The organism is Leeuwenhoekiella nanhaiensis (assembly GCF_002744755.1).
GTDB classification, from domain to species: Bacteria; Bacteroidota; Bacteroidia; order Flavobacteriales; family Flavobacteriaceae; genus Leeuwenhoekiella; species Leeuwenhoekiella nanhaiensis.
The window spans coordinates 215,833-241,585 of the sequence record NZ_KZ319289.1; the positions used below are offsets into that span (position 1 = coordinate 215,833).

At 42.6% G+C, this 25,753-nt stretch carries 17 protein-coding genes; 12 read left to right on the forward strand and 5 right to left on the reverse strand.

Annotation, left to right across the window (positions count from 1 at the left end):
- Positions 1-173: 173 nt before the first annotated feature.
- A complete protein-coding gene (locus tag CJ305_RS07680) occupies positions 174-2,879 on the reverse strand; it encodes a helix-turn-helix and ligand-binding sensor domain-containing protein (protein ID WP_099645677.1) in 2,706 nt (901 codons plus the stop codon).
- Positions 2,880-3,076: 197 nt separating this feature from the next.
- Between CJ305_RS07680 and CJ305_RS07685 the strand changes: the two genes are divergently transcribed.
- Complete coding sequence (locus tag CJ305_RS07685) at positions 3,077-6,373, forward strand: VCBS repeat-containing protein (protein WP_099645678.1); 3,297 nt, start codon at positions 3,077-3,079, stop codon at positions 6,371-6,373.
- On the opposite strand, the gene CJ305_RS07690 is transcribed toward CJ305_RS07685, so the two are convergent.
- Entirely contained in the window at positions 6,363-7,580 is a 1,218-nt protein-coding gene (locus CJ305_RS07690; RefSeq protein ID WP_099645679.1) for an MFS transporter, read from the reverse strand. The genes CJ305_RS07685 and CJ305_RS07690 overlap by 11 nt on opposite strands.
- A gap of 241 nt (positions 7,581-7,821) precedes the next feature.
- On the opposite strand from CJ305_RS07690, the gene CJ305_RS07695 reads away from it, so the two are divergent.
- The 11 genes from CJ305_RS07695 to CJ305_RS07745 all read left to right on the forward strand — a co-directional run bounded on the left by CJ305_RS07695 (position 7,822) and on the right by CJ305_RS07745 (position 22,990).
- A complete protein-coding gene (locus CJ305_RS07695) occupies positions 7,822-8,661 on the forward strand; it encodes an SdiA-regulated domain-containing protein (protein WP_099645680.1) in 840 nt (279 codons plus the stop codon).
- A gap of 120 nt (positions 8,662-8,781) precedes the next feature.
- Positions 8,782-9,345: an RNA polymerase sigma-70 factor gene (locus CJ305_RS07700; protein WP_099645681.1), complete on the forward strand. Its 564-nt coding sequence runs from the start codon at positions 8,782-8,784 to the stop codon at positions 9,343-9,345.
- Positions 9,346-9,445: 100 nt separating this feature from the next.
- On the forward strand, positions 9,446-10,381 hold the full coding sequence (locus CJ305_RS07705; protein ID WP_099645682.1) for a FecR family protein: 936 nt from the start codon (positions 9,446-9,448) through the stop codon (positions 10,379-10,381).
- Positions 10,382-10,462: 81 nt separating this feature from the next.
- Positions 10,463-13,963 (forward strand): SusC/RagA family TonB-linked outer membrane protein, encoded by a 3,501-nt coding sequence (locus tag CJ305_RS07710; RefSeq protein WP_099645683.1) that lies wholly within the window; start codon positions 10,463-10,465, stop codon positions 13,961-13,963.
- A gap of 12 nt (positions 13,964-13,975) precedes the next feature.
- Positions 13,976-15,403: a SusD/RagB family nutrient-binding outer membrane lipoprotein gene (locus CJ305_RS07715; protein WP_099645684.1), complete on the forward strand. Its 1,428-nt coding sequence runs from the start codon at positions 13,976-13,978 to the stop codon at positions 15,401-15,403.
- A 37-nt stretch (positions 15,404-15,440) separates the two neighbouring features.
- The gene (locus tag CJ305_RS07720; protein WP_099645685.1) at positions 15,441-17,015 is read left to right on the forward strand and encodes a calcineurin-like phosphoesterase C-terminal domain-containing protein; all 1,575 of its coding nucleotides are present in this window, start codon (positions 15,441-15,443) and stop codon (positions 17,013-17,015) included.
- A gap of 81 nt (positions 17,016-17,096) precedes the next feature.
- Entirely contained in the window at positions 17,097-18,020 is a 924-nt protein-coding gene (locus CJ305_RS07725) for a glycerophosphodiester phosphodiesterase family protein (RefSeq protein WP_099645686.1), read from the forward strand.
- Between the two features lie 21 nt (positions 18,021-18,041).
- Complete coding sequence (locus CJ305_RS07730) at positions 18,042-18,713, forward strand: VOC family protein (protein WP_099645687.1); 672 nt, start codon at positions 18,042-18,044, stop codon at positions 18,711-18,713.
- Between the two features lie 10 nt (positions 18,714-18,723).
- Positions 18,724-19,086 carry a VOC family protein gene (locus CJ305_RS07735; protein WP_099645688.1) on the forward strand — a complete coding sequence of 121 codons (363 nt, stop codon included), beginning with the start codon at positions 18,724-18,726 and terminating at the stop codon, positions 19,084-19,086.
- Positions 19,087-19,184: 98 nt separating this feature from the next.
- Positions 19,185-20,378, forward strand: coding sequence for an esterase (locus CJ305_RS07740; RefSeq protein ID WP_099645689.1), 1,194 nt, complete (start codon positions 19,185-19,187; stop codon positions 20,376-20,378).
- Between the two features lie 908 nt (positions 20,379-21,286).
- The gene (locus CJ305_RS07745) at positions 21,287-22,990 is read left to right on the forward strand and encodes a GH39 family glycosyl hydrolase (protein WP_099645690.1); all 1,704 of its coding nucleotides are present in this window, start codon (positions 21,287-21,289) and stop codon (positions 22,988-22,990) included.
- 16 nt (positions 22,991-23,006) lie between these two features.
- Here the strand turns inward: CJ305_RS07745 and CJ305_RS07750 are convergent, their stop codons facing one another.
- The 3 genes from CJ305_RS07750 to CJ305_RS07760 all read right to left on the reverse strand — a co-directional run bounded on the left by CJ305_RS07750 (position 23,007) and on the right by CJ305_RS07760 (position 25,732).
- Entirely contained in the window at positions 23,007-24,323 is a 1,317-nt protein-coding gene (locus CJ305_RS07750; protein WP_099645691.1) for a hypothetical protein, read from the reverse strand.
- Between the two features lie 253 nt (positions 24,324-24,576).
- The gene (locus CJ305_RS07755; protein ID WP_099645692.1) at positions 24,577-24,960 is read right to left on the reverse strand and encodes a DUF3037 domain-containing protein; all 384 of its coding nucleotides are present in this window, start codon (positions 24,958-24,960) and stop codon (positions 24,577-24,579) included.
- Complete coding sequence (locus CJ305_RS07760; protein ID WP_099645693.1) at positions 24,938-25,732, reverse strand: HipA family kinase; 795 nt, start codon at positions 25,730-25,732, stop codon at positions 24,938-24,940. Before CJ305_RS07760 ends, CJ305_RS07755 begins: the two co-directional genes overlap by 23 nt.
- Positions 25,733-25,753 lie beyond the last annotated feature (21 nt).

Sequence of the window (25,753 nt, forward strand, 5' to 3'; positions counted from 1 at the left end):
TAAAAATCCAATCGAACTACATAAAAAATACATCAAACTGTTAATTGAAATAAAGTTGTTGATTAACAGTTAGTTAGTGTTTAAAAAGAAAAATATACAACGTTTGCGAAATACGTTTGATGTAGTATTGAGAAAGTCTAAAAGCTAAAAATGAGCTTTTGATGTATGAGAAATTAATAATTTTTGATAAGAAATTTTGAAAGATTCTTACCGCTTTTTAATCCCAATTTTTTACGTAGACGGTAGCGGTGTATTTCAACTCCTCTTACCGAAATCGCCATTAAAGGAGCAATCTCTTTCGTAGCCAGATTCATTTTTAAATAGGCACAAAGTTTCAAATCTTTAGAGCTCAAACCGGGATGATCTTCCAGTAGCTTTTGGAAGAATTCGTCATTGATTTCTTTAAATGTAGTTTCAAAAACTTTCCAGTTATCTTTAGCGTCAATGATGTGATTGATCTTGTTTTGAATGTTTGAGACCTTCTTGGGATTGCCCCCCTTTTCTTTTACCTCTTCCAGTTCATTTTTAATATCGATGAGGCTGCTATTTCGTTTTGCAGCCAAATAGGTAGTATTCGCAAGTTCTTTCCGCTTTGCGTTAATTTCTTGCAACAGCTTATTACGCTCTGCGATCTGGTTTTTTCGGTCTTGCTCCTTAATGAGCTTGAGTTCGAGTTCTCTGCGGTGTTTGTTAAGCTTTTGCCTGTTTATATAAGCGATGAGCATAACCACGCCCAACAATAAGATTACATACACACAGAGCATCAGGTTTGATAAATACCAGGGTCTTAAAACAGTAAAGTTTAAGGTAAGAGGCTGTTCACTTTTGGCTCCCTTGTTGAAAGACCAGATATTTAGGGTGTAATTACCCGCAGTTAGATTCTGAAAGGACAGGTTTCTACTTAAGGTGCCTTTCATACCATTAGACAGTTCATAAACAAAGCTGGGATCATGCAGGGAAGGTGCAGCAACGGCTATCGTGAGGTTTACGGCATCTTTGTAGGCAATCTCAAATGTTTTTGAAGTAATTGATCGTATGTTATCTGCGGTTTCAAGGCCGGTAAGCAGTGGGGGTTGCACGCTGCTCTGATCGTGATCTGCCCGCAGACGGTTCAGATTGATACGACCAAAACCTTCATTTAGGGTGATGTAAAAAATGCTGTCGTTTTGCTGAATAACCGTTTCGTAGTTTTTAACTATGCGGCTTTCTAATAAGGGTTCTACGATATGCAGGCTGTCCTTTTTAAAATCAGTATAGATCAGGCCATTGCCTTTTCGATTTTTAAACCAGTAAAAGTTATCCTGATCATTTAATAAGGCGTACGATTGATAATTTTTGAGGTCTTTAAAGTCCTCGAGCGTGTCGTTAATACTGTTGTAACGGTACCAGTCTCCCGCATTGTAAAAAGCGATTTGCCCCTCTATTTCATAGATATGTGTTTTATAGGCTGAAAGGCCCCCGAGGTCATCATACGATTCAGAATTGGTTATTTTCTGTCTTGGTAAGTCAAGCGCTGCTCTGTAAAAACCTTTGTAGGGATGTGCCGCCCAGAAGTTTTGACTGTTTTCAAACAAAACTTTTTCTACCGGTCCGGGTTTGGTTTCATCCAGAGGGAGTATTTTGAACTCATTTTGCTCAAAATGAAACCGGCGTAAGCCGTTGTAGGTATAATTGAGGAATTGATTGGTTTTTGGGATGGAGACAAGACCATAGCTTCCCGAGCTTCCCGTAACCAGATCAAGCTGATCGTTTTTAAGTTCAAATAAGCCGAGATTGTGATTGATAAAAAGCCTGTTTTTAATAGTAGTAAACTTCCACACCTGACCCTGAGAGCCTGGGATGAAACGGATGCCTGCATCGGTAATTTTATGAACGCCCGTATTTGTACCGGCATAGGTGGCTCCATTAAAGAAAACCAGATCATAAACAGCGCCTAGCTCACCCGTATTATCAAGAAAGTACTGCACCGCAGTATCGGGTAGAACCAGGTCAATGCCATTATCAAGCCCAATCCAGATTTTAGAACCGGCTTTGTGCAGGGAGAGCACCGTATTGTTTTGCAGCCCGTTTTGTCTGAAATGATTCTTTAGATTTCCGGTTCGGGTGTTGTAGTAGGCGATTCCGCCCTTTACAGTGCCAAGAATTAAAAGTTCGTCATTTACCGGCTGTATTTTATTGAGTTCATTGGTTTCCAGGAACTGTGTGAGCGCAGCATTTCCCCAGGGTTTTAAACTCGTATTTTCAAAAATAAAAATTCCGGTTCTACGGGTTCCGGCAAGAATTTTTCCATTGAAACTGCTGAGTTCAATGATTGCGCTTGGATTAACTGTAGCAGTGGTTAAGGTGTCTATTTGGTTATTTCTAAAGCGATATAACTTTCCACCATTAGAACCCAAATACAGGTCATCATCGTGCTGGTCCATCGCGGTTATTACAAAACCGGGCTCGTGCGCTTCAATTTTTTTGCCATCATAATCATAGAATTTTCCGAAAGATCTGAAATAAACCGTGTCTCCTATGGAGCCTATTTGCCAGAACTCTTCATTCTCAAAAGTTGCGTCTATAAGATGCGTAAGTGAGGTGTACTGCAAATCACCGGTTTCTGTAGTGGTCCAGTATCCAAATTCTTCGTAAGAACCCGTATAGACACGATCACCCTGGCAGTACACAGAGCGTATGGTAGTGTGGTTGGGCAGCGTAAAGACTTCCCAGCGCTGACCGTCAAAGCGCAGTAAACCTTCATTGTTAGCGACAAACAATACACCATCTTTATTGGTGCTGAGGCCCCAGTTTTGACTCGCTGCGTTATAATCGCGGGTGCTGTAATTGGTTACCGGCGGAAAGAAATTCTGACCATAACCCAGTGTGGTTAAGATCAAAAAAAAGCAGCATACCCAATGTATTTTATGTTTTGACAGCATATGGAAAGGTAATTAATGCTTTTACAAGTTTCAACCGTAAAATTACAGGAAAGCAGTGCAGTATGATTAGCTTTTTATTCTAACCCCCTGAAAAATGATATAATTCCCTTAAATTGGGTTACTTGCATTTTGTCTTCCTTAAGAATGTTTTCCCTATGAAATTTCTAAGCACCATCCTCTGTTTGTTTTTGCTTCTTTCGTGTTCTAAAGATCCGGAGTTGAATTACCGTTTCAAAAGTCTTTCTTCAGAACAAAGTGGGATTACGTTTAAGAATATGCTGACCAATAAACCGGAATGGAACGCACTCAATTATTTGTATTTCTATACCGGTAGCGGTGTTGCTGCCGGGGATTTTAACAATGACGGACTTGAAGATCTCTATTTCGTAAGCAATCAGGAAGAAGACCACCTCTACATTAACAAGGGTAATTTACAATTTGAAAATACTGCAGCTGTGTCTGGAATAGAAGCTTCCCAGGGTTGGTCTACCGGGGTTACAACCGTAGATATCAATGCTGACGGACTTCTGGATATTTATGTCTCCCGACTGGGAAAGCATATGAGTATGCGTGGCACCAATTTGCTGTACGTAAATCAAGGTGCGAATGACTCGGGAATCCCAATATTTAAAGAGCAGGCAGCAGCTTTTGGGCTCGACCTGATAGGCTTTAACCATCAGGCTGCATTCTTTGATTATGATCTGGACGGAGATCTGGATGCCTATATCCTGCAGTATTCCGTTGACCCTTCATCTATTTATGTGGATTCTAAAAAGCGACTGGAGCGTGATAGTCTTGCGGGTGGGCGTTTATATCGTAATGATGAAATGCAATTTGTAGATGTGAGCGAAAGCGCCGGTATCTACAGCAGCGCGATAGGTTTTGGTCTGGGTGTAGCCGTAAGCGATGTAAATGATGACGGCTGGCCTGATTTGTATGTGAGCAATGATTTTTTTGAAAACGACTACTTCTACATCAATCAGCAGGATGGTACGTTTAAAGATTATTTTCAAACCCATCCGGAAGCTTTTCCGCATACCTCAAATTTTTCGATGGGGAATGATATTGCAGACCTCAATAACGATCTTCATCTCGATATTTTAACTCTGGATATGTTGCCCGATGATCTCGAGACCCGCATCACCTCTGAGAGTGACATCGGTTACCGGCAGTATAAGTCTTTTCTGGATATGAATTACCATCCCCAGTTTATCAGAAACGGATTGCACTACAATGATGGCACGATGCATTTTAAAGATTTATCGTTTATGGCCGGCGTAGCGGCAACCGACTGGTCCTGGGCGGGTTTGATTGCCGACCTTGACAACGATGGACTCAAAGATATTTTTATCACCAGTGGAATTTACGGCGCTACAAACGATAAGGATTTTGTCAATTTTCTGAATACCGATATCAGTCCGGGAATTATTTCTGAAAATATGAAGCCCGAAGATTTACGTTTTGTAGACCGTTTGCCTCAAAAGAAAACACCTGATTACATCTATAAAAACCAAAGCGGAATTGGCTTTGAGGAGATGTCAGGCGATTGGTATGAGAAAACGAATTCGTTTAGTAGCGGGGCAGTTTACAGCGACCTGGATAATGATGGCGATCTCGACCTGGTTATTAACAAGGTAAATGAATCTGCAGAAATTTTGATAAATACCGCGTCTGCAGACGGCACGCACTATTTAAAATTACAGTTTAAGGGAAAAGACAAAAATACGTTGGGAATAGGAGCTAAAGTTTTTGCCTACGCACAAGACTTGAAGCTGCGTCAGGAGCACTTTCTGAGCCGGGGATATATTTCGGGTATAGCACCCGGCCTGCATTTAGGCCTGGGATCTCAGTCCAAACTAGACTCACTTGTTGTGGTGTATCCCGATAAAACCTATCAGACGTTGACTGATGTTGCAGCAAACCAAACGCTTACGCTCGATCAGCGGGAAGCATCAGGGGATTTTTACACACGTAAAGTCAGAAAAAATCCTGGTTTACTGGTAAACGGCAAAAGTCCGGTTGATTTTAAACATCAGGAAAATTGGTTTAATGCTTTTGATTTTGAACCACTCATTCCTTTTATGCTTACCAATCAGGGACCCAAAATGTCTAGTGCAGATATAAATGGGGACGGCCTCAAAGATCTCGTGATAGCAGGAGGTAAAGGTCAAAGCACTAAAGTCTATCTGCAACAGGAGGACGGAAGCTTTACTCAGGATGCGCAACCGGGTCTGGAACGCTTCTCGAGTATTGAAGGAATTGTGCCTGTTCTAACAGATACCGATGCTGATGGAGACGCAGACCTGATTGTAGGCTATGGCGGTAATGAGGCTGACGCCTATAACATATCAAGACCTTTGTTGTATTTTAGAAATACCAAAGGAAAATTTACCCGCGACACGCTCAATTTTAAAGGGATTAGTCTGAATGCTTCGGCGATTGCGGCAGCAGATTATGACGGGGATGGAGACACCGATCTTTTTGTAGCAGCGGCTGCTGTGCCGGGGAAATTTGGCTTTACGCCAAAACACTATCTGTTTAAAAATGATGGAACAGGTAATTTTCAGGAAGCGGAAAGGACTGAATTTTTGCAGCAGGCCGGTCAGCTGATGGATGCGAAATGGACCGATGTTGACGGCGACAACAGACCCGATCTGATTACTGCCGGTTACTGGACAGGAATACAAATTTACCGGAACAAACCGGAAGGATTTCAGCTTTTGAAGGACGAGGAGCTCACAGGTAGCACCGGTTTTTGGAATTGTCTCGAGATTGCCGACCTCAATAATGACGGTCGCCCGGATATTATTGCGGGGAACTGGGGCCTCAACTCCCTTTGGCAGGCAGATGCTGAGCAACCCATAAGGCTTTATTTGCAGGATTTTAGTGGCAATGGCGCAACGCTTCCGGTGGTGACGTATTTCCATAATGATACCGAAACGCCTTTTAATAGCAAGAATGAACTCGTCAAACAGATTCCGCAGATCAATAAGAAGTACCTGTCCTTTCAGGACTTTGCAAAAGCTTCGGTTACAGATATTTTTGGAGCCGAAAAATTAAATTCAGCCCTGAAACTTGAAGTAAATACGCTTGCCAGTTGTTATTTTATAAATACCGAAAAAGGCTTTGTGAAATACCAACTTCCGGCAGAAGCTCAGGCTTCGAGCATACACGCTATTCTGGCAGATGATGTAAATAATGACGGCTATACCGATCTGATTACCGGGGGAAATTTTTACCAGCTGAATCTCAGGTTAGGCAGGCTTGATGCTTCAACCGGCAATCTGTTGCTCAATACCGGCAAGGGTCGTTTTCAGGATTCACCCGTGCCTGCAAAAGTATATGGTGAGGTGCGCGATCTTCTAAAAATTAAAGAACGGTTGGGTACTGAGCGGTTTCTTTTCAGCGTAAACAACGACAGTATTGCACTTTGGCAAAAACCTAAACGCTAACCGTCTTCTTCGGGATTTTTCTCAACCGCTGCGCATTTAAGGTTGCCAGTACCACAACGCCAAAAAGAACCAAAATCAGATACGTGAAGGCCACACCCTGATCAATGAGATAGCCTATAAGCAAAGGTGCCAAAGCGGTGCTCAGGATCATAGACATCGAGAACAGGCTGTTTACTGCGCCCAGTTTTTCGGTGCCGTAGACTTCAGCCAGTACAGCAGATTTCACAGTCCCGGCCAGACCGGTAGTCACTCCGGTGAGAATGAGAAAAATCAGCGCGCCGGCAATACTGTCCATAAAAGCAAAAGGCAAAAGTCCAACCGCCTGTGGGATCAGAAAATACCGGTAGAGGCGTTTGGCCGTAAACCGATCAACCCATAGTCCACCTACGATAGACATCACAAACCGGGTAGCGGCATAACCGGTAAAAAATGCCGCGTAGAGCGAAACCGACCAGCCCTTTTCCTCCACAAAAACATACTGGTAAAAGAAAATCGCTGTTGAGGTAAATGCCAGGGCAAAGGTAGAAGGCATCAGGATCATAAAGCGTTTGTCTTTAAGAATTCCGCCAAAATCTTTAGCCAGTACTTTAAAAGAAGGTCGTTTGGATACCTGTTCTTTTCGGTCAAAATAACTGAGGCCTTTAAACCACAGAAATCCCAGATAAATCAATAACATACCTGCGCTGGCCTGGGCCGCAACCTCAAAGCCGTAGGCAAGGATTATTGAAGTAATAATTATGGGAAATATAGCTTCGCCCATTGGGAAGCCCAGCGAGGCAATGCTTAAGGCTTTACCCCGGTTTTCGCCAAAATACCGCGACATCACCGTCTGGCTGATGTGACTCATCATTCCCTGTCCGGTAAGCCGCAACCCGATCATCGCTAAAATGAGCAGGCTGATGTGGTAGGGCGAAAAACTAAGTAACAGGCAGGAAAGTATGAGTCCAATAATATTGAAAAACACTACTTTTTTAACCGGTTTGTGATCTATGGTGTGGCCTACGGTTATCAGAATTACTGAGGCAATAACGGTTCCCAAAGCGTAAATACTGCCAAAAGTACCTTCAGAAATACGGAAGGTTTTGAGTACTTCGGGCACGTAAAGCGAGATTAAAAACGTCTGCCCAAAACTGGATAAAAAAGTAAGCACCCAGCCAAAACTCGCGGATTTAAAATGATTTTTGAGAAAGAGGAGCAGGTTCTTCAAAACGGACTTTTTCTGGAGCGCAAAAGTACTAAACCCGAACCGGTTTAAACCGGTTTTACGTAAGGTATTAGCTGAGTTTAAGCCTGAGAGGCGTGATCTGTTTTTGAATGGGTGTGGGTTAGCAGCTTTATTTTAAAGAAACTTTAGATGTTTAGTTTTTCAAAGGGCATAGGTTTTGCTCATTTTATCACCCGTTTATAATGGGATTTCCGGTAAAAGATTTGGACCAAAATAATAAGCTATGAAACGAATACAAGATATTTCAATCTTCATAATATTAATCCTTGCGGGCATGATGCTTTCATTTCAATCTATAGCCGAAAAGCCGAAGCCCTATACCATTGTCAAAACCTGGGATTTACCGGGAGTTTTGGATGAAGTATCCGGTCTAAGCTGGGCGGGAAATGACCAGATTCTGATGGTTGAAGATGAGCACGCAACGCTTTACCTCTATGATTTGGAAGCTGAAAAACTGGAAAGAGAGATTGCTTTTGGTGAAAACGGAGATTTTGAAGGCGTTGCTTTGGACGGAAACACCGCTTTTGCGATGCGCAGTGATGGCATGCTGTTTGAAATTCAGCAGTATTTAGACGAAAACCCGAAAGTAAAAAACTACCGGTCTGCCCTTTCGCATAAAAACAACGTAGAAACCCTCGCGATAGATACACAAAATCACCAACTGCTTTTTGCCCCAAAAGACGAAGATCCTAACGATGATCAGGTCAAAGGTATTTATAGTTTTGATCTGGATACCCGTAAAATGCAGCCTGAGCAGCTTTTTAAAATTGATATGCTTGACCGCGCGCTCAAAGACTATAAAGAAAAGAAGACCGAACGCACATTCAGACCTTCAGATTTAGCAGTGCATCCGCGCACCGGCGAGTTTTATATTTTGGAAGGTGTGCACCCCAAACTACTTATCTTAAGCATTAAAGGTGACATCAAACGGGTTATTGATTTGGACGAAAAACACTTTCCCCAACCTGAAGGCATTACCTTTAGTCCTGATGGCAGGTTGTTTATTTCCAATGAAGGTCATGGGCAACCGGCAACCGTAGTCGAAATCAGGGTTTCTGAATAGACTTTTAGCGCTTTGTGTTCATTACAAAACCTTTTCTTAACCAAAACATAAACCCGGAATAAGGCAGGAATAGAGGCTATTTGGTTTATTTGCCAAGTACGTGAGTAAACAAATATCCCTATGAATTATTCAGATCAGGAATTATTGGCGCTTTTAGATAAGCATCAAAAGTTGGGCTTTGATCTGATTTTTGAGCGTTACTGGAAGCGACTCTACCGCTATGCCAATACTATTTATGCTGAGGAGCGTATTTGCGAAGATATTGTTCAGGAAGTTTTTATCAGTCTCTGGGAAAAGTCAAAAACGCAGAAAATCTTCAACCTCGAGGCCTATTTACTAAGGGCTGTAAAATTTAAAGTCATCAATCACTTGCGGGACTTAAAATTTACCCGTGAGCATCAGGAGGTTTTAAATGAGCTCTGTGTTCCAGCAAAGGCAGATCAGCTTCTGGTTTGCGATGATGTAGAAGCTTTAATTCATTATGAGATTGATAAACTTCCGCCTAAATGCAAAAGGGTGTTTGTTTTGAGCCGCTTTGAGGATGTACCCAATGCAGAAATTGCACAGCAACTCAATATTTCTATACGCACGGTTGAGAAGCACATTAGCGATGCTTTAAAACACCTGAGAACTTCGCTTCCGGCAGGTGAATTGTCCCTGATTATTACCTTATTGTTTCAGTAATGTAAACACCATTCCCCGTATTTAAACAAATCATTAAATGCGCAAAACGCGCTACGTGCAAACCCCGCTTCCTGTGACTTACCTATAAAAGGGTTCAATTTTGACACAGAAAGAATTTCAGAAATTACTGGAAAAACAACGGCAGGGATCACTCAACAAAGCCGAAGAAAACCTGCTTGAAGAATTTGTAAACAGACTTCAGCAAAACCAGAAGCACAGACGTATTGATCCGGGCGATGATCATAAAAAGCGTATTCGGAAACAAATTGATCAGGCTATTGATGCGCATAGGCATCAACGGCGTCTGTTGAATAGCAAGGTGCTTGCCTATGTTTCGGGTATAGCCGCTGTGCTTTGCATAAGCTTTTTTGCCTTCCGGTATTTTTCAGTTGAATATACAAGTGTTACCACAGGAAAGGGCGAACAGCGCAGTCTGGTTATGAGTGACGGTTCAAAAATTTGGTTAAATGCCAATTCCAGCCTTACCTATCCTGTAAATTTTAATGAAAACCGAAATCTTCAATTGACCGGTGAAGCCTTTTTTGAAGTCTTCCGTGACGAGCAGCACCCCTTTACTATTAAAACCGGAGCGGTGCGAACCACCGTATTGGGAACCAGCTTTAACATCAACTCGTATGACCCGGCCAGTCCTGTGGTCAGCGTCCGCAGTGGAAAGGTTAAGGTAGAACATACAAACACCGGCGCAAAAGTGTATCTGGTTAAAAACCAGGAGCTGGTTTTTGAAAATGCAAATAGTCCGGTTACAACGACCGGAAATCTTCAGGATATTATGCTGTGGATGCAAAAAACGATTGTTCTAAACAATACAAGTCTGCTCAAAACAGCCACAGTTTTAGAAAACTCGTATGACGTAAAGATTGATTTTGCCGATCCTTCAATAAAGGAGCTTCGCATAACAGGGAAATTTCACGATGAACCTTTAGAAACGGTCCTTCAAAGTATAGCGCTTATTAACCACTTAAAAATAGATACTCTCTCTCAAAACCACTTTATGATTCGGAAAAACGCCCCCTAAAACAAAAGAGACCCACTTCTGCTGCAACACAAGTGGGCCGGAATAAATAAGACTACAACTGAAATTATAGCCATTATCAACATGAAAACTAAACTACAAATTTTACAAACGTTTACCCTTTGGAAATTGAGGTATTTGACGCTTGTCCTTTTTTCTATAGTGACTTTACAGGCTTCGGCCAACCCTAATCAAAATCTGAAATCTGTATATGTAACCACAAATTTTAAGAATACGCAACTGGCCGATGTTTTTGCCAATCTTGAAAAACAAACCAAATTCACCTTTGTTTTTGACAGCAAACTTCTGGAGACTACCAAAGCGGTAAATCTTAATGTACGTAACGAAAGCCTTGACCTTGTTCTCAACAAGATCGCTGCACAGACCCGTCTTTCTTTCACCCAGATTAATCACACCATTACGGTAGTACGTAACGAAATCCAGCAGCAAATAAAAGGGCGGGTTTTTGACAAGGATGGTCTTCCGCTACCCGGTGCTACGGTAAAAATTCAGGGTTCATCAACCGGAGTTACAACAGATTTTGATGGAGTATTTACCATCAATGCGGGCAATGCTGTAGTTCTGGAAGTTTCCTATCTGGGCTTTATTACAAAAACTGTAAATGCATCACCCGGAGAAGACCTCAGCATTACACTGGAAGAAAATGTAAATGCCTTGAACGAGGTGGTAGTGACTGCTCTGGGGATTAAGCGGGAAGAGAAAAAACTGGGTTATGCCCAGCAGACTGTATCTTCCGAAGAGCTTTTAAATGCCCGTCCCAATAACTGGTCTGAAGCCTTACGCGGTAAAGTGCCCGGGCTTACCATTAACGGTCTGGGAGGTCCTATTGGTTCCCAGCAAATAATTCTGAGAGGAAACAGCTCTCTTGATCCCGGTAATAATGGCGCACTGATCGTTATTGACGGTATCCCTGTTCAAAATGAATTTCCGGGTTCAGGTGCTTCAAATGCCTATATGGGAGGGTCTGCAAGTACAGACACACCGGTAGATTTTGGTAATGCCATAGCCAATTTAAATCCAGAGGATATTGAGAGCATTTCAGTATTAAAAGGTCCTGCGGCATCTGCGCTTTATGGATATCAGGCTGCAAACGGAGCTATTCTGATTACAACCAAAAAAGGCCAAAAGCAGACCGGTCTGGGGGTTACCATTACGTCAAACGCTAAGATGGATGTCATTACCCGCTGGCCAGACTGGCAATACGAGTACGGTCAGGGTAGTGGTAGAGGCAGTTACTTAAAGCCTGCCACAGACTCTGAAGGCAACCCGGTAGCTTACGAAGACCGTTTGTATTATACCTATGGCGCTTCAGAAGATGGAAGGAGTACTGCCGGAAGCAGCAGCGCCTTCGGACCTCGTTTTAATGGGCAATTTTATTTTCAGTACGATCCGGAGCTTGAAGGGCAATCGGCAGAACGCCAGCTTTGGCGGCCTTATAAAGACAACCGCAAAGGTTTTTGGCGTAAAGGACTTACGCTCACAAACAACATCGCTCTTCAGGGAGGAAGCGAAAAAGGATCGATGCGTGCTTCGGTTACTCACACCAAGAATGAGTGGATTATGCCAAACACCGGTTTTGAGCAAATGTCCCTTTCTGTTAATGCCAAACATCAGATTTCTAAAAGAATAAACCTGTCGTCTATCGTAAACTATTCCAAAAGAATGAGTGATAACCTGCCGGGTCAGGGTTACAACAACCACTCCATCGCTTATTTTATGATTTTTCAAAACCCCAATGTGGACCTCGACTGGTACCGTCCTATCTGGAAAGAGGGTCAGGAACAGATCGATATGATACGGCCGTACAGCAGCTTTATCGACAACCCCTATGCGATGGCTTACGAAATTGAAAACAGCCTCAATCAACACGCGATAACCGGTAATTTTCAGATAGATATCGAGTTGCATACCAACCTGAGCCTGATGCTTCGAGGAGCGCTGAATATGTACAACAAAAATATGGATCAGCGCAGACCCTATGACATCAACCGGTATGCACGGGGTTATTACCGCAAGACCAATGTGTTTAAAAATGAAATCAATACCGATTTCCTGTTAACCTACACCAATAAATTTGGGGATCTCGACCTTACAGCAAATGTGGGTGGAAACAGTCTGGATTACGAATATTTAAGACAGGATTCCTGGACTGAAGGTCTGGAAATTCCCGGGGTGTACAATCTGGTAAATGGCTCTCAGCTTTTTACGAGTAAGTTTGAAGGTTATAATAAAGTAAACAGTCTGTATAGTCTGGTTTCTCTGGGGCTGAAAGATTTCTTATTTGTAGATTTTACCGGGCGTAATGACTGGAACAGTATGCTTCCTAAACAGAATATGTCCTACTTCTTTCCCTCAGCGAGTGCGTCGTTTGTGGTAAGCGAACTTGCAGAATTGCCTAAATCTATAGATTTTCTCAAGCTTAGAGGTTCTGTGGCGCAGGTAGGAGGTGCCGGGCAATACGGCAACCGCTACAGTACCAGTAAGTACTTTAGTCGCAGCGATTTCCCCGGTTCTGCCGTGGCTCCACATTCACTTTACAACACCGATTTTAAACCGGAGATCACGACCAGTACCGAACTGGGGTTCGATATACGCATGTTTAAGAGCAGGTTGAAACTGGACGCCGCTGTTTATCAAACCACCTCAAAAAACCAGATTTTTAGCTCGCCGTTACCCAACTCTTCAGGGTACAGCAGCGCCTTAATCAACGCCGGTTCTGTGCGTAACCGCGGGATTGAGCTGTTACTCAATGCTAAAGTGATAAACACGCCATCTTTTAGCTGGAATACTACGCTCAACTGGTCTAAAAATGAAGGGAAGGTATTGTCGCTTCACGAAAATGCAGAAGAAGGCAGGTTTGAGATGTTGAGTTCATCTGGTGCGCGTCTGGTTGCTGTTGAAGGAGGTTCACCGGCAGCGCTTTTTGGAAGAGGATATGAAAGAAATCCGCAGGGCGAAATCATTTTTGATGCGGATGGATTCCCGCTTATGACTGATGATATCATTTTTATAGGCGACACCCAACCCAAGTGGGTAGCGGGCTTTATCAACTCGTTTCAGTATAAAAATCTGAGATTAAATGTAGTTATTGATGGTAAGTATGGCGGGGTTATCTACTCGCACACGCATCACAAACTTACCCAGCAGGGTAAATTGAAACATACCCTCATCGGTCGTGAAGAAGGGGTGCGTGTGGGTAAAGGTGTGGTTTTAAATGATGATGGCACGTATAGTCCCAATACCACGGCAATCCCTATTGCAGATTATTATAATGAGATGTATCCCCTGGCCAATACCGAAGCCAATTCATTTGATGCTTCGTTTGTAAAACTGCGCGAGGTTACTCTGGAGTATAACTTCAGTAAAAAATTGCTGGCCGGTAGCTTTTTAAGTGAAGCGGCAGTGTCGCTGTATGGCAGAAACCTGGCAGTGATTTCAGACTTCCCCATCTATGATCCTGAAGTGGCAGGGCTTGCCGGTGGCACCAATTTTCATCCCGGTGCTGAAGTAGGGCAGATGCCATCGCCTTCAGAATTTGGTATTAATGTTAAAGTAGGCTTTTAAATAAATACAGATATGAAAACTTTAAAATTCTTAATAGCCGGATTTTTAGTGTGTGTGCTTTCTTCCTGCTCAACCAACTTTGAGGAAATAAACACAGACCCTAACAATCTTGAACAAATCACGGCGGGAAGTGCCCTCAACCCTATCCTCTATGAATTGAGTACGCACAATGCCCTGCAACATCGCAATATAGGTGCGCAGCTTATGCAGATGTTTATTCCAAATGAGGATAATACCAATGCTGTGTTTTACTACGATTTTGTACAAAATATAGGAGGATCTACCTGGAATACCTACTATTCTGAGCTCACGAATATCAAAGAGATGGAAAAGGCAGCCGTACGGGATGAGCTGCCTAATTACGAGGCAATTGCGCTTACACTAAAGGCCTATGCCTTTTCCATACTTACAGATTGTTTTGGAGATGTACCGATGCTTGAAGCCGGTAGCGCGGAAGAGGGAGACTGGTTTCCTGAATTTACAGAGCAGGAAACGATTTATACCCAAATCCTGGAAGATCTGGAACGTGCAAATAGTTTATACGATACCGATCAGGCTATGCCTTACGTGAGTGATATACTGTTTCACAATGATGTGGCCAAATGGCAGAAGTTTACTAACTCGCTTCATATGCGTTTGCTTTTGCGTACGGTAAATCGCAATGCATCAGCTTATACTGAGTTGGCTGCTATAGCAAATAACCCGGCGACATACCCTGTTTTTACCGGGAATGACGATCACGCAGTTTTACAAATCTCAGGGGAAGCTCCCTTGCTTTCACCATGGAGCAGACCTCAGGATTTCAATACGTTTAGGGTGTATAACGCCTTTTTTATTGACCATCTCAAGGAATTTGAAGACCCCAGACTTCCGGTTTTTGCAACCGAAGCGATGGGACTCAACAATGAGCGCTATGGGTATATTGGTTTGCCTATAGATTTTAGAAATGATCCGGTTGCAGATTCAATTGCTACGGTTTCAGGTCCCCGGCAGCAGCTTGCAATAGCACCACTCATTGTACCTTTATTGAGCTATGCGGAAGTTGAGTTTATTAAAGCAGAGCTTGGACAGCGCGGACTTATAATCAATGAGCAGGAACACTATGAAAATGGGGTGGAAGCAGCCTTAACCATGTGGGGCGTGGACGTACCGGATAGCTATTTTGATAATACCGCTACTGCTTATGATGGCACACTTGAGCGTATTATTCTTCAAAAGTACTTCGCCTTATTTTTTACCGATTATCAGGCGTGGTTTGAACATCGTAGAACAGGATTGCCTCAATTGCCTGTATCTTCAGACATGAAAAACAATCGGGAGATGCCTTCGCGTTTGTACTATCCTATTGATGAAGCAGACCGCAACAATCAAAATTATAAAGCGGCTGTTGAACGTATGGGAGGAGATGAGATTAACATCAAAGTCTGGTGGGATAAATAAGCCAATCACTTTTGTAAAACCGAATTAAAAGAACATTATGAAAACAATAAAATGGGCAGTCCTAAGCTGTATGCTTTCGCTGGCCGTAAACGCACAGCAAAAAGCAACGGGTTATGTCTTTGAAGATGAAAACAGAAACGGAAAGAAAGACCGTAACGAGAAAGGTATTGCCGGGGTTTCGGTTACTAATGGGGAAGATGTAATCGCCACCGATGCCAAAGGTAGCTACGAGCTTTCATTAAAAGAAGGGCAATCCCTTGCGGTCATAAAGCCTGCAGGTTACAGTTTGCCGGTTAATGCGCAAAACCTGCCTCAGTTTTACTACAGTTACCGGCCCGAAGGTTCCCCGAAGTCTGATTTTAAAGGCATCGCACCTACCGGGAAATTACCAAAATCGGTAGACTTTGCGCTGTTGCCAGCTCAGGAAGAAGACCGCTTTACCGCGTTGATCTTTGGCGATCCACAGCCGTATACCGAGCAGGAAGTAGCGTATTTTGCCAAAGGCATTGTGAACGAGGTTGAAGGAATACAAGATGTAGTCTTTGGTCTAAGTCTGGGCGATCTGGTGGGTAATGATCTTGATCTGTTTAGCCCCTATATCACAGCTGTACAGCGCGTGGGAATTCCCTGGTTTAACCTGATGGGCAATCACGATATGAATTTTGACGCACCCAGCGATGACCTTTCCGATGAAACGTATGAGTCTTATTTTGGCCCTGCCAACTATGCCTTTAACTACGGTAAAGTGCATTTTTTGGTTTTGGATGATATTTTATATCCCGATCCCAGGGAAGGTAAAGGCTATTGGGGAGGTTTCCGTGAAGATCAGTTGCGGTTTATAGAAAACGACCTGGCTCTGGTACCTAAAGATCATTTAGTTGTGGTTGCTTTTCATATTCCGCTTAGCGAACCCCAAGGTGATCCGTTTAGGGATGCAGATCGCGAGCGTTTGTTTAAAGCCCTTCGGCCTTTTGAAAATACCCTTTCGCTTTCAGCCCACACCCACATTCAACGCCAGGACTATTTTACGGAAGCACAGGGCTGGCAGGGTAAAAAACCGCATCATGAGTATAATGTAGGCACCACTTCAGGCGATTGGTATTCTGGGGCCTTTAATGAGCAGGGTGTACCTGTTTCGACCATGCGTGATGGTACGCCCAAGGGATATGCGTTTATTCATTTCGACGGAAATACCTATAAAACCGATTATAAAGTTGCCGGAAAACCCGCAGCCTATCAAATGGAAATTTTTGCACCTAAAGTACTGGCGCAGGGTAAGGGTACCAAAGCCGGTATCTACACCAATTTTTTTATGGGAGCTGAAGGCGATACGGTTGAGTACCGCGTTGATGCGGGCGAATGGAAACCGATGGATTATATCAATGAGCAGGATCCTTCGTACGAAGCCACCATTTATGAGTGGGATACCGCCGAGGTTTTGATAGCCGGGAAGCGCGGCAGCAACCCCGTTAAAAGCACACACCTCTGGTGGGGTAAGATTCCCACAAAGCTAGATTTGGGCACGCATACTATTGAAGTAAAAGCAACAGACCGGTATGGTAAAACCCATCTGGGCACAGCCTCCTATCGTCTGGAAGAACCTGTTAAGTAAATGCTTGTTTGTTAAGCCTGCTTTTTCTGAGGATTCAGATGGGCAGGCTTTTTTTATTTTTACAAAACCAATAATAAGAATATGAAGACTAAATTTATACAGGCAATTCTGCTAATAAGTGTTTTGGCAGGATGCAAATCAACTAGCGAAGATTCTCAGGAACCCACTATGAATACAAAATCTGAAATACAGGTACAGGGCCATCGCGGTGAGCGGGGCAACATGCCCGAAAACTCCATTCCTGCATTTATAAGCGCGCTTAAAAAAGGCGTTGACGTGCTGGAGCTTGATGTGGTGATTTCGAAAGACAGTCAGGTCGTGGTAAGTCACGAGCCCTGGATGCTGGCTTTGTATATGACTGCGCCCAATGGCGACTCGATTCCGCAGGATAAAGAAAAAGAGTACAACCTCTACCAAATGGATTACGCCGAAATCAAGCAGTTTGACGGTGGTTCAAAAGGGAATGTGCGCTTTCCGCAGCAGCAAAAGTTAAAAACTTACAAACCCCTGCTCAGCGAAGTTATTGATACGGTTGAAGCAACGATCAAAGCGGAAGGTTTAAAACCGGTGAAGTATAATATCGAAATCAAATCGGTGCCTGAGGAATACGACGTTTTTCAACCGCAACCGGAAGCTTTTGTAGATTTGGTTATGAGAGTCATTCAGGAAAAGCAGATGGAAAAGCGTGTAAACCTTCAATCTTTTGACCCGGCGATTTTGGAGGCAGTACATACCAATTATCCGGAAATCGAACTGGCTATTTTAGTAGGCGAAAATACCTATGAAGAGAACAAAAACATCCTGAGTTTTAAGCCTGAAATTTACAGTCCGCACTACAAACTGCTCGATTCAACCGAAGTCTCGATAATTAGAAAAGACGGCTTAAAAATAATTCCCTGGACGGTCAACGAACCCGAAGCGATCCAAGAAGTCATTGCGCTCAAGGTAGACGGCATTATCACCGATTATCCCGAGCGGGTGTTTGAAGCTTTGAAAAATGAGTAACAACACCTAAACTTTTGGCTCGTGAAGATTCGGGAACTAGAAATCTATACGGCTCGACCAGCGGAACAGCGTCAATTTTATGAAGAAACCTTAGGCCTCCGGGTTTTTGAGAAAGATGCAAAAAGCTTCTCGGTTAAACTGGGTGAATCGATACTGACTTTTAAGGAACGCCAGACTGCCATACCCTATCATTTTGCGATTACAATTCCTGCCGGGAAAGACCGGGAAGCGCTTGTCTGGCTGAAGAAACGCGTTGAAGTTTTAAAAAATGGCGAAAATGAAATTCAGCAGTTTGAAAACTGGAATGCACAGGCCATCTACTTTTACGACGCAGACCAGAATATAGTAGAATTTATCGCCAGAAACACCTTAGATAATCAGACTTCAGATCCTTTTGACAACGCACAGCTTCTTGAAATTTCAGAAATAGGTCTGCCTTCCACTTCTATTAAACACATTTTCAATACGCTTCATAACAAGCTGGGATTTGAAATCTATGACGGTACTTTTGAACGCTTTTGTGCGATAGGTGATGAACACGGACTGATTATTTGTATTGATAAAGATTCCCGAACCTGGTTTCCAACTAATGACAGGGCTTTTCCTTCAGACTTTGAATTGGATACAGTTGTTGAAGGTGTTGAATTCCGTATTATCTTTAAAAATGAACTTTTGAAAATTGAGCACCCGTAATTCCGTTTCTATGAATATAAAATCCATCCGCCCTTTTTTAGGGGCTAAAGATTTCAATACTTCCCGCGCTTTTTACCGGGATCTGGGTTTTGAAGAAGTAGTGCTTCCGCCTAAAATGGCTTTATTTAAAAAGGGGAATTTCGGTTTTTACCTGCAGGACGCTTACGTGAAAGACTGGGTAGATAACACCATGGTTTTTCTCGAAGTAGAGCTTGTGCAGCAGCATTTGGATCACATCAAAAGCCTTCAGCTTCCCGAAAAATACGCCGGAGTTCGCGTTTCAGAACTGGTGCATCAGGAATGGGGAAGCGAGTTTTTTGTACACGATCCTTCCGGAATCCTTTGGCATATAGGAGCTTTTAAACAAAACTGATGTATTTGACAAAAGTCAAATTGCTTCCAAAATCAAATAAGTATCTTTAACCTTACGGGCGAAAAGCCTCTTCATATTTAAAAATTAATTTATTTCTAATGAAAAACTATATCGTTCTCGTATTCGCGCTTAGCTTCGGGATTTTATCAGCACAGGAATCCCTGTTCAATGGGCAGCAGGTGAGTTCGCCTGAAATTCACCCCGACAAATCCGTTACTTTTCGCCTCAATGCTCCAAAGGCAGATTCGGTTTATGTGACCGGCGATTTTCTGCCCAGCGTAAAAGTTCAAAGTCCGTATGGTGAAATGGACGGCCCCGGCAAAGCGCTATTAACCAAAAATGAAAAAGGGGTCTGGACCTACACCACAGAAGCCCTGGCTCCCGAATTGTACAATTACGCCTTTATAATAGACGGTTTTAAAACCACAGATCCGGCCAATCCGTTTTTGATTCGGGATGTGGCTTCGGTGATGAATATTTTTATCGTTCCGGGAGAGCAGGCCGATTTGTATCGTGTGCAGGATGTCCCGCACGGTACCGTTGCCAGCCGCTGGTATGATTCAGAAGGTCTGGGAATGGATCGTAAAATCAGCATTTACACCCCGCCGGGATACGAACAGGAAACAAAAAAATTTCCTGTGCTGTACCTTTTACACGGTGCGGGTGGTGATGAAGAAGCCTGGTTGACTCTGGGGCGTACTTCACAAATTATGGACAACCTGATCGCGCAGGGCAAAGCACAGCCTATGCTTGTCGTGATGCCTAACGGAAATGTGATTCAGGATGCCGCACCGGGAGCAGGTAGCGCCGGGTATTACACGCCAAATTTTATGGTGCCCAAAACGATGAACGGGATGTATGAAGCCAATTTTGACGAAATTATCCATTTTGTTGAAGACAACTACCGCGTAAAGGCCAATAAGGAAAACCGGGCAATTGCCGGACTTTCGATGGGAGGCTATCACGCCTTGCACATTTCGCGCTACTATCCCGATACCTTTGATTACGTAGGTTTGTTTTCGGCGGCGATTATGGCCCGTGGCGATGAAAGTGGGGAAGGTGTGTATTCCAACTTCGAGGAAACCTTAAAAAACCAGATGGATAATGGCTACGAACTCTACTGGATCGGAATCGGCAAAACCGACTTTCTGTATGATGCCAATAAAGACTACCGCGCGATGCTGGATGAGATGGGAATGCCCTACGAGTATGTAGAAACCGAAGGCGGCCATATCTGGAGAAACTGGCGTATTTATCTTTCAGACTTCGTACCGCTCTTATTTCAGAAATAAAATTCAAGATTTAAGGTTCAAAATTCAAGGTTGGGTTTTGAGCTGATAGCTTTCTAAACTTTTTTAGATCAGTCTGAGGAGCCTAATTCAATTTCACCTATCAAATTTGATTTAAGGGGGTTAATTTTATTCTTCAGCGGGGTAAGAAGTCCCTGGCGTTATCCTTATCCTCAGCCCTACTTAGGAGGGAGAAGGGAGCCTAATAATAACTGTTTTCAGAAATTTAAAATTTTTATTATTCAAATCCGAAGGATTAAACGAATCTCCTTCCCTCGGTTCAGAATAGATGCAGGCAACTCCGAAGGACAGGAGCGATAGCGACGCGGAGCTGACAAGGCGGTTTTCGCCCTGAGGCGAAAAATTCCTAAGCGAGGGGCTCCTTTCTTTTGGTTCGTTTTCTTTGGAGAAGCAAAGAAAATGAACAGAACATGATTTAGAAGTAGAGTTGACAAATCGACGTGAGGAGATTTACGAGATCAAAAGTAGTAAGCAACAGCGAGCTAATGAAAAATAAGGGGAACCTAAAGTAATTTTATATAACTAACTCTAAGCATTACTCTTTACAACTCAAACTGATTTGAAAAATTAAGCTAAAAGAAAAACGCTTTTGATAGCAGGTTTTTTATTTAGTATAGGAGTGGTTCAAAATTCAAGGTTGGGTTTTGAACCTTAAATTTTTGAACTGTAAATACTTTTCAGTTTAAAAATTGGGCTTAAATAGTTGGGCCTGGATTTCTTGTGAAGTGAGATTTAACCTCCTTCCCTTTAAAAGGAAAGCCGGGATGGGATGTTGTCAATAAAACCTGATCATCACATTCGGTGAAAACCAGACAGGCAATTCTTCTCAAAATAAGTGTACTTAAAACATTTTAACGTAACTTATTGACCTCATTTCACTTTGCTTTCTTATGGAACGATTTACAGCTTCTTTTTTACCGGTTTTGGTCCTGATGTTTTTAAGCGCTAGCGTATTTGCGCAGTACGATAATGTGCAGCCCGTTGAAATGATGGTTAATTTAACTCACGAGGACGGTCAGCTGCAGCCCATTTGGGCCTGGTGGGGCTATGATGAGCCTAACTACACCTACATGAAAGACGGTAAAAAGTTAGTCAGGGAAATCTCTGAACTGAGTCCGGTGCCTGTGTTTTTTAGGGCACACAGCCTGCTGGTTACCGGTGACGGCGAAGCAGCACTTAAATGGGGTTCAACCAATGCCTATACCGAAGATGATAACGGAAATCCCATCTACGACTGGACTATAATCGATAAAATTTTTGACACTTATATTGATTTGGGAATGAAACCGCTGGCGCAAATTGGTTTTATGCCCGAAGCATTATCTACCAATCCCGAACCCTACCGGCACCACTGGAAACCGGGTGCTAAGTATGAGGACATTTATACCGGCTGGGCATACCCGCCTAAGGATTACGACAAGTGGGCAGGGCTGGTTTATCAGTGGGTTAAACATTCGGTTGATCGCTACGGAAAAGAGGAGGTCGAAAGTTGGTACTGGGAGCTGTGGAATGAACCCAACATCGGCTACTGGCGCGGTACGACTGAAGAATACATCAAACTTTATGACTATACGGCTGATGCGGTGAAGCGTGCTTTGCCTACGGCGAAAATAGGCGGCCCTGAAACAACCGGGCCGGGCTGGGACAAAGCCGAAGCCTTTCTGCGTACCTTTTTAGATCACGTGGTTTCCGGAAAGAACTATGCGACCGGCGAAACCGGAGCCCCGCTTGATTTTATTACGTTTCACGCCAAGGGAAGCCCCAAACTGGTTGATGGTACGGTCGTGATGAATATGGGCGCGCAGCTTAACGACATCCGTAAGGGTTTTGAAGTGGTGGCTTCCTATCCCGATTTGCGGTATTTGCCGGTGATTATTGGCGAGTCTGACCCTGAAGGTTGTGCCGCCTGCTCTGAGGATGATTATCCCGAAAATGCCTATCGCAACGGTACCATGTACAGCAGTTATACCGCTGCTTCTTTTGCCCGAAAGTACGATTTGGCCAAAGCCTACGATATCAATCTGGCCGGTGCGGTGACCTGGGGTTTTGAGTTTGAAAATCAGCCATGGTATGCCGGGTTTCGGGATATGGCCACAAACGGAGTCGATAAACCGGTGCTTAATATATTCCGCATGTTTGGGATGATGAAGTTTAACCGCCTTAAGGTGGAAGGCGATTTTGACTACGATTATAAAAAAATAAGCGATGCCAGTGTGCGCGATAATCCTGATGTGAATGCTTTGGCGTCTCGTGGAGAGGATGCTGTCACCGTCATGATTTTTAATTACCATGACCGGAATGATATTCAGGTGAAACCTACGCCTGTAACCTTAAATCTGGAGGCTTTACCTTCCAATAAAGTTTTGGTTTCCCAGTATCGGGTTGATGAGCAGTTCAGCAATTCGTACACAGCATACAAAGCTATGGGGTCTCCGCAGAATCCAACTCCCGAACAAATAGACCAACTGGAGCAGGCCGGTCAGTTACAGCTTTTCACTTCTCCACAGTATATGGATGTGAAGGACAGGAAACTCACCCTAAATCTGGATCTACCCAGACAGGGTGTGGCTTTGTTTAAAGTGGAGTTTAGATAAAAAAAATTGTCAAGGTTTATTTTACAAATTTTCTAAATGCTCTAATTGTTTCATATATACCAATAGCTAAAAGAACTTTATTAAGAAAATTTAAAAGTATCACCCATCCGTATTCTGAATATTTTTCATTAGGAGTGTCTAAAAAATCGATTTTATGAAGAGGGTCGAAAAACTGAATAAATAATGATAATGCACTAGAGAAATCATTAACCGGATATTGAATCAAAGCAATCATAATGGCGAAAATTATTGCTGATAGTATGGAAGTAACTAATACCGATTGAACCCAACTTGTTCCGAAATTGCTAAATCCCCAGCTTACCAATAGACTTCCAAAGGAATCAAACCTAGATTTTAGATTTTTTAACGAATACCTTAATAATGCCCATTTTGCAGCTTTATAATAATCTGAGCTTACATTTTTATCATTTATATTAAGACTAGCAGTATAAAATTGAATGTAATTCTCATAAATCTGAAATGGTGAACCACATATCTTGGATGTAGGTATTGAAGAGTTTGAAAGATCCAATTTACTTATCGTACTCAGATTAAAATTAAACTTTTTAAAATCTCCTAAAAATGTGTTTTTCAGAATTAGACATTCAATTGTTGATTCAGTTATTTGAAGCTTCGATGATTTTTTCTGGTTGATGGTAAAATCTTGAATTATAAAATTTTTGGATGCAAGGTTGTTTATAAGTATCCTATTTGATGAAGAATTAGATAATTTAAAATTTACCAAATTTTGAGTGTTCAGATTATTAATTAAGCTTATTGTTTTACAACGAGTTTGCGAAATGTTTATAGTCTTAATTAGATCGAAGTCAACAGTTATATTATCAACTTTATTTATTGTTGATGGCAAATTATTATGATTAATGGAGACAATATCTGCCATCCCTGAAATTTTTAAATTTCTAGAGTTTGTTGAGGTTGTATTGAACTGTTGAATTGATTTGTTGTTTTTTATTTCAAAATTAATAGTATCTAAATCCGCGGTGTAAAGTTGAGATATATTAGAGTCCTTTACTGTAATTTTTTTGCATTTTCCTGTTAGAGTCAAAGATTGAAAACGGAAATTATTTATTTCTAATTCTTCAAGGTTGTTAAGATTGATTATTGTAGAATCACCTTGTAAATCATCTAAAAAAACATTTGCCAAACCAAATTCATCTATTTTAGAAACTCCAGAAATATTGTAATTACCAAATTTAATTATGCCCTTCTCTCGGTCGAATTTTTTCGTGATATGTATTCTATTTAATTCGTCACCTGATTCACCTTTCTGAAAATACGTATTAACAAATATTGACCGCTCTGCTGTATTCATCTGAATTATTTGATCTGAGTAAGATAACCAAAAAAGGCTATTGATTTTTTAATTCAATATCATGTTAGATATGATTCTACACTAAATATCTAAGAAACTAGCAAATTTATCTTTTGAACTTACTAATGCTTTTATTTCAGAAATGATAAATGAAAAGGTTGGACCCTGAATCTTAGGATTTCTAATAAAGAAAGCACTATCAATACATCTCGACTGCGCTCAGTGTGACACGCTCGATGTGACAAGATTGATTTTAGAGTACTAAATCTTCAAACAAACATTTTAAAGTCGCTTCCAGATTTTCACTAAAGCCCGGATGGGTTTTAGAAGTTTGAATGACTGAACTCCGTGTCGCGGTTAACCAGCGAAAGCGCTCTGCAGGCTCGAGCCTGGCGATAGGGCCGCCGTGTTTTTCACCATTGCAAATGGCTTTAAAGGCGCTGAGGTTTTTTTCAACCTGTTCCACATCGAGTTCGGGGCAGAAGGCTTCGAGCTTTTTTGCATCCAGCTTAAATTCCATCCCAATAAAACGTGGGCGTTTGCAGTAGAGCACCACGCCTACGTTAAAGAACTCCTCACGTTCTACCTGAGGAACGATGCGGATCACCGCATACTCATACAAGTGCCTGTCGTGCATCGTTTGCGGTTTTGGTGAATACATCAGAATAGGTGAGTCGTGTTTTTAAAAACTGAAAATAGACTTCACGCAGTTGCTGTGGATTTTCCTCAGTGCCTTCCCAATGCAGCCATTCGTCGGGGATGAGGTTTACCACGTTTTGAAGCACCTGTTCGGTGAGCAGGGCTTTGAGTTTGGTGTTAGCTTCCTCCAATTGAGAGGCTTGGGGCAGCAACACATGATCTTTAATCAAAGCAAAAGGCGTGGCCGCGCTTTTTTCCCAGTTGGTAAAACTGTGGTGGAAATACAAGGTCGCGCCGTGGTCAATAAGCCAGAGTTCGCGATGCCACATCAGCATATTGGTATTGCGAAACGTACGGTCAATATTGGTCATAAAGGCGTCAAACCAAACGATTTCCGAAGCCAGTTGCGCGTCAACCGTGGTCACCACCGGGTCAAAATTGATGGCTCCCGATAAAAAATGTAAACCGATATTGAGTCCCTGCGAAAACTTCAGTAAATCCTGAATTTCCTCATCGGCTTCGGTACGGCCAAAAGCTTCATCCAGATTTGCAAAAACCACTTCGGGCACTTTAAATCCCAGAATACGGCCAATCTCACAACCCAGCAATTCGGCAATAAGCGCCTTGGGACCGTGCCCGGCCCCTCTGAATTTTACCACATATTTAAAGCCGTCATCAGCATCGGCGACAGCGGGCAACGAACCGCCTTCCCGCAAGGGTGTGATGTAGCGGGTGACGTTGACATGGCGTATTTCGGGAGGTGTTTGCATAATTCTTTAAAAACAGGATAA

What these genes read in the sequence shown, in the direction of transcription:
- CJ305_RS07740 (WP_099645689.1), top strand. Translation starts at nt 19,185, where the DNA reads ATGAAAAACTATATCGTTCTCGTATTCGCGCTTAGCTTCGGGATTTTA.
- CJ305_RS07720 (WP_099645685.1), top strand. Translation starts at nt 15,441, where the DNA reads ATGAAAACAATAAAATGGGCAGTCCTAAGCTGTATGCTTTCGCTGGCC.
- CJ305_RS07710 (WP_099645683.1), top strand. Translation starts at nt 10,463, where the DNA reads ATGAAAACTAAACTACAAATTTTACAAACGTTTACCCTTTGGAAATTG.
- CJ305_RS07715 (WP_099645684.1), top strand. Translation starts at nt 13,976, where the DNA reads ATGAAAACTTTAAAATTCTTAATAGCCGGATTTTTAGTGTGTGTGCTT.
- CJ305_RS07750 (WP_099645691.1), bottom strand. Translation starts at nt 24,323, where the DNA reads ATGAATACAGCAGAGCGGTCAATATTTGTTAATACGTATTTTCAGAAA.
- CJ305_RS07755 (WP_099645692.1), bottom strand. Translation starts at nt 24,960, where the DNA reads ATGCACGACAGGCACTTGTATGAGTATGCGGTGATCCGCATCGTTCCT.
- CJ305_RS07695 (WP_099645680.1), top strand. Translation starts at nt 7,822, where the DNA reads ATGAAACGAATACAAGATATTTCAATCTTCATAATATTAATCCTTGCG.
- CJ305_RS07760 (WP_099645693.1), bottom strand. Translation starts at nt 25,732, where the DNA reads ATGCAAACACCTCCCGAAATACGCCATGTCAACGTCACCCGCTACATC.
- CJ305_RS07685 (WP_099645678.1), top strand. Translation starts at nt 3,077, where the DNA reads ATGAAATTTCTAAGCACCATCCTCTGTTTGTTTTTGCTTCTTTCGTGT.
- CJ305_RS07735 (WP_099645688.1), top strand. Translation starts at nt 18,724, where the DNA reads ATGAATATAAAATCCATCCGCCCTTTTTTAGGGGCTAAAGATTTCAAT.
- CJ305_RS07745 (WP_099645690.1), top strand. Translation starts at nt 21,287, where the DNA reads ATGGAACGATTTACAGCTTCTTTTTTACCGGTTTTGGTCCTGATGTTT.
- CJ305_RS07725 (WP_099645686.1), top strand. Translation starts at nt 17,097, where the DNA reads ATGAAGACTAAATTTATACAGGCAATTCTGCTAATAAGTGTTTTGGCA.
- CJ305_RS07700 (WP_099645681.1), top strand. Translation starts at nt 8,782, where the DNA reads ATGAATTATTCAGATCAGGAATTATTGGCGCTTTTAGATAAGCATCAA.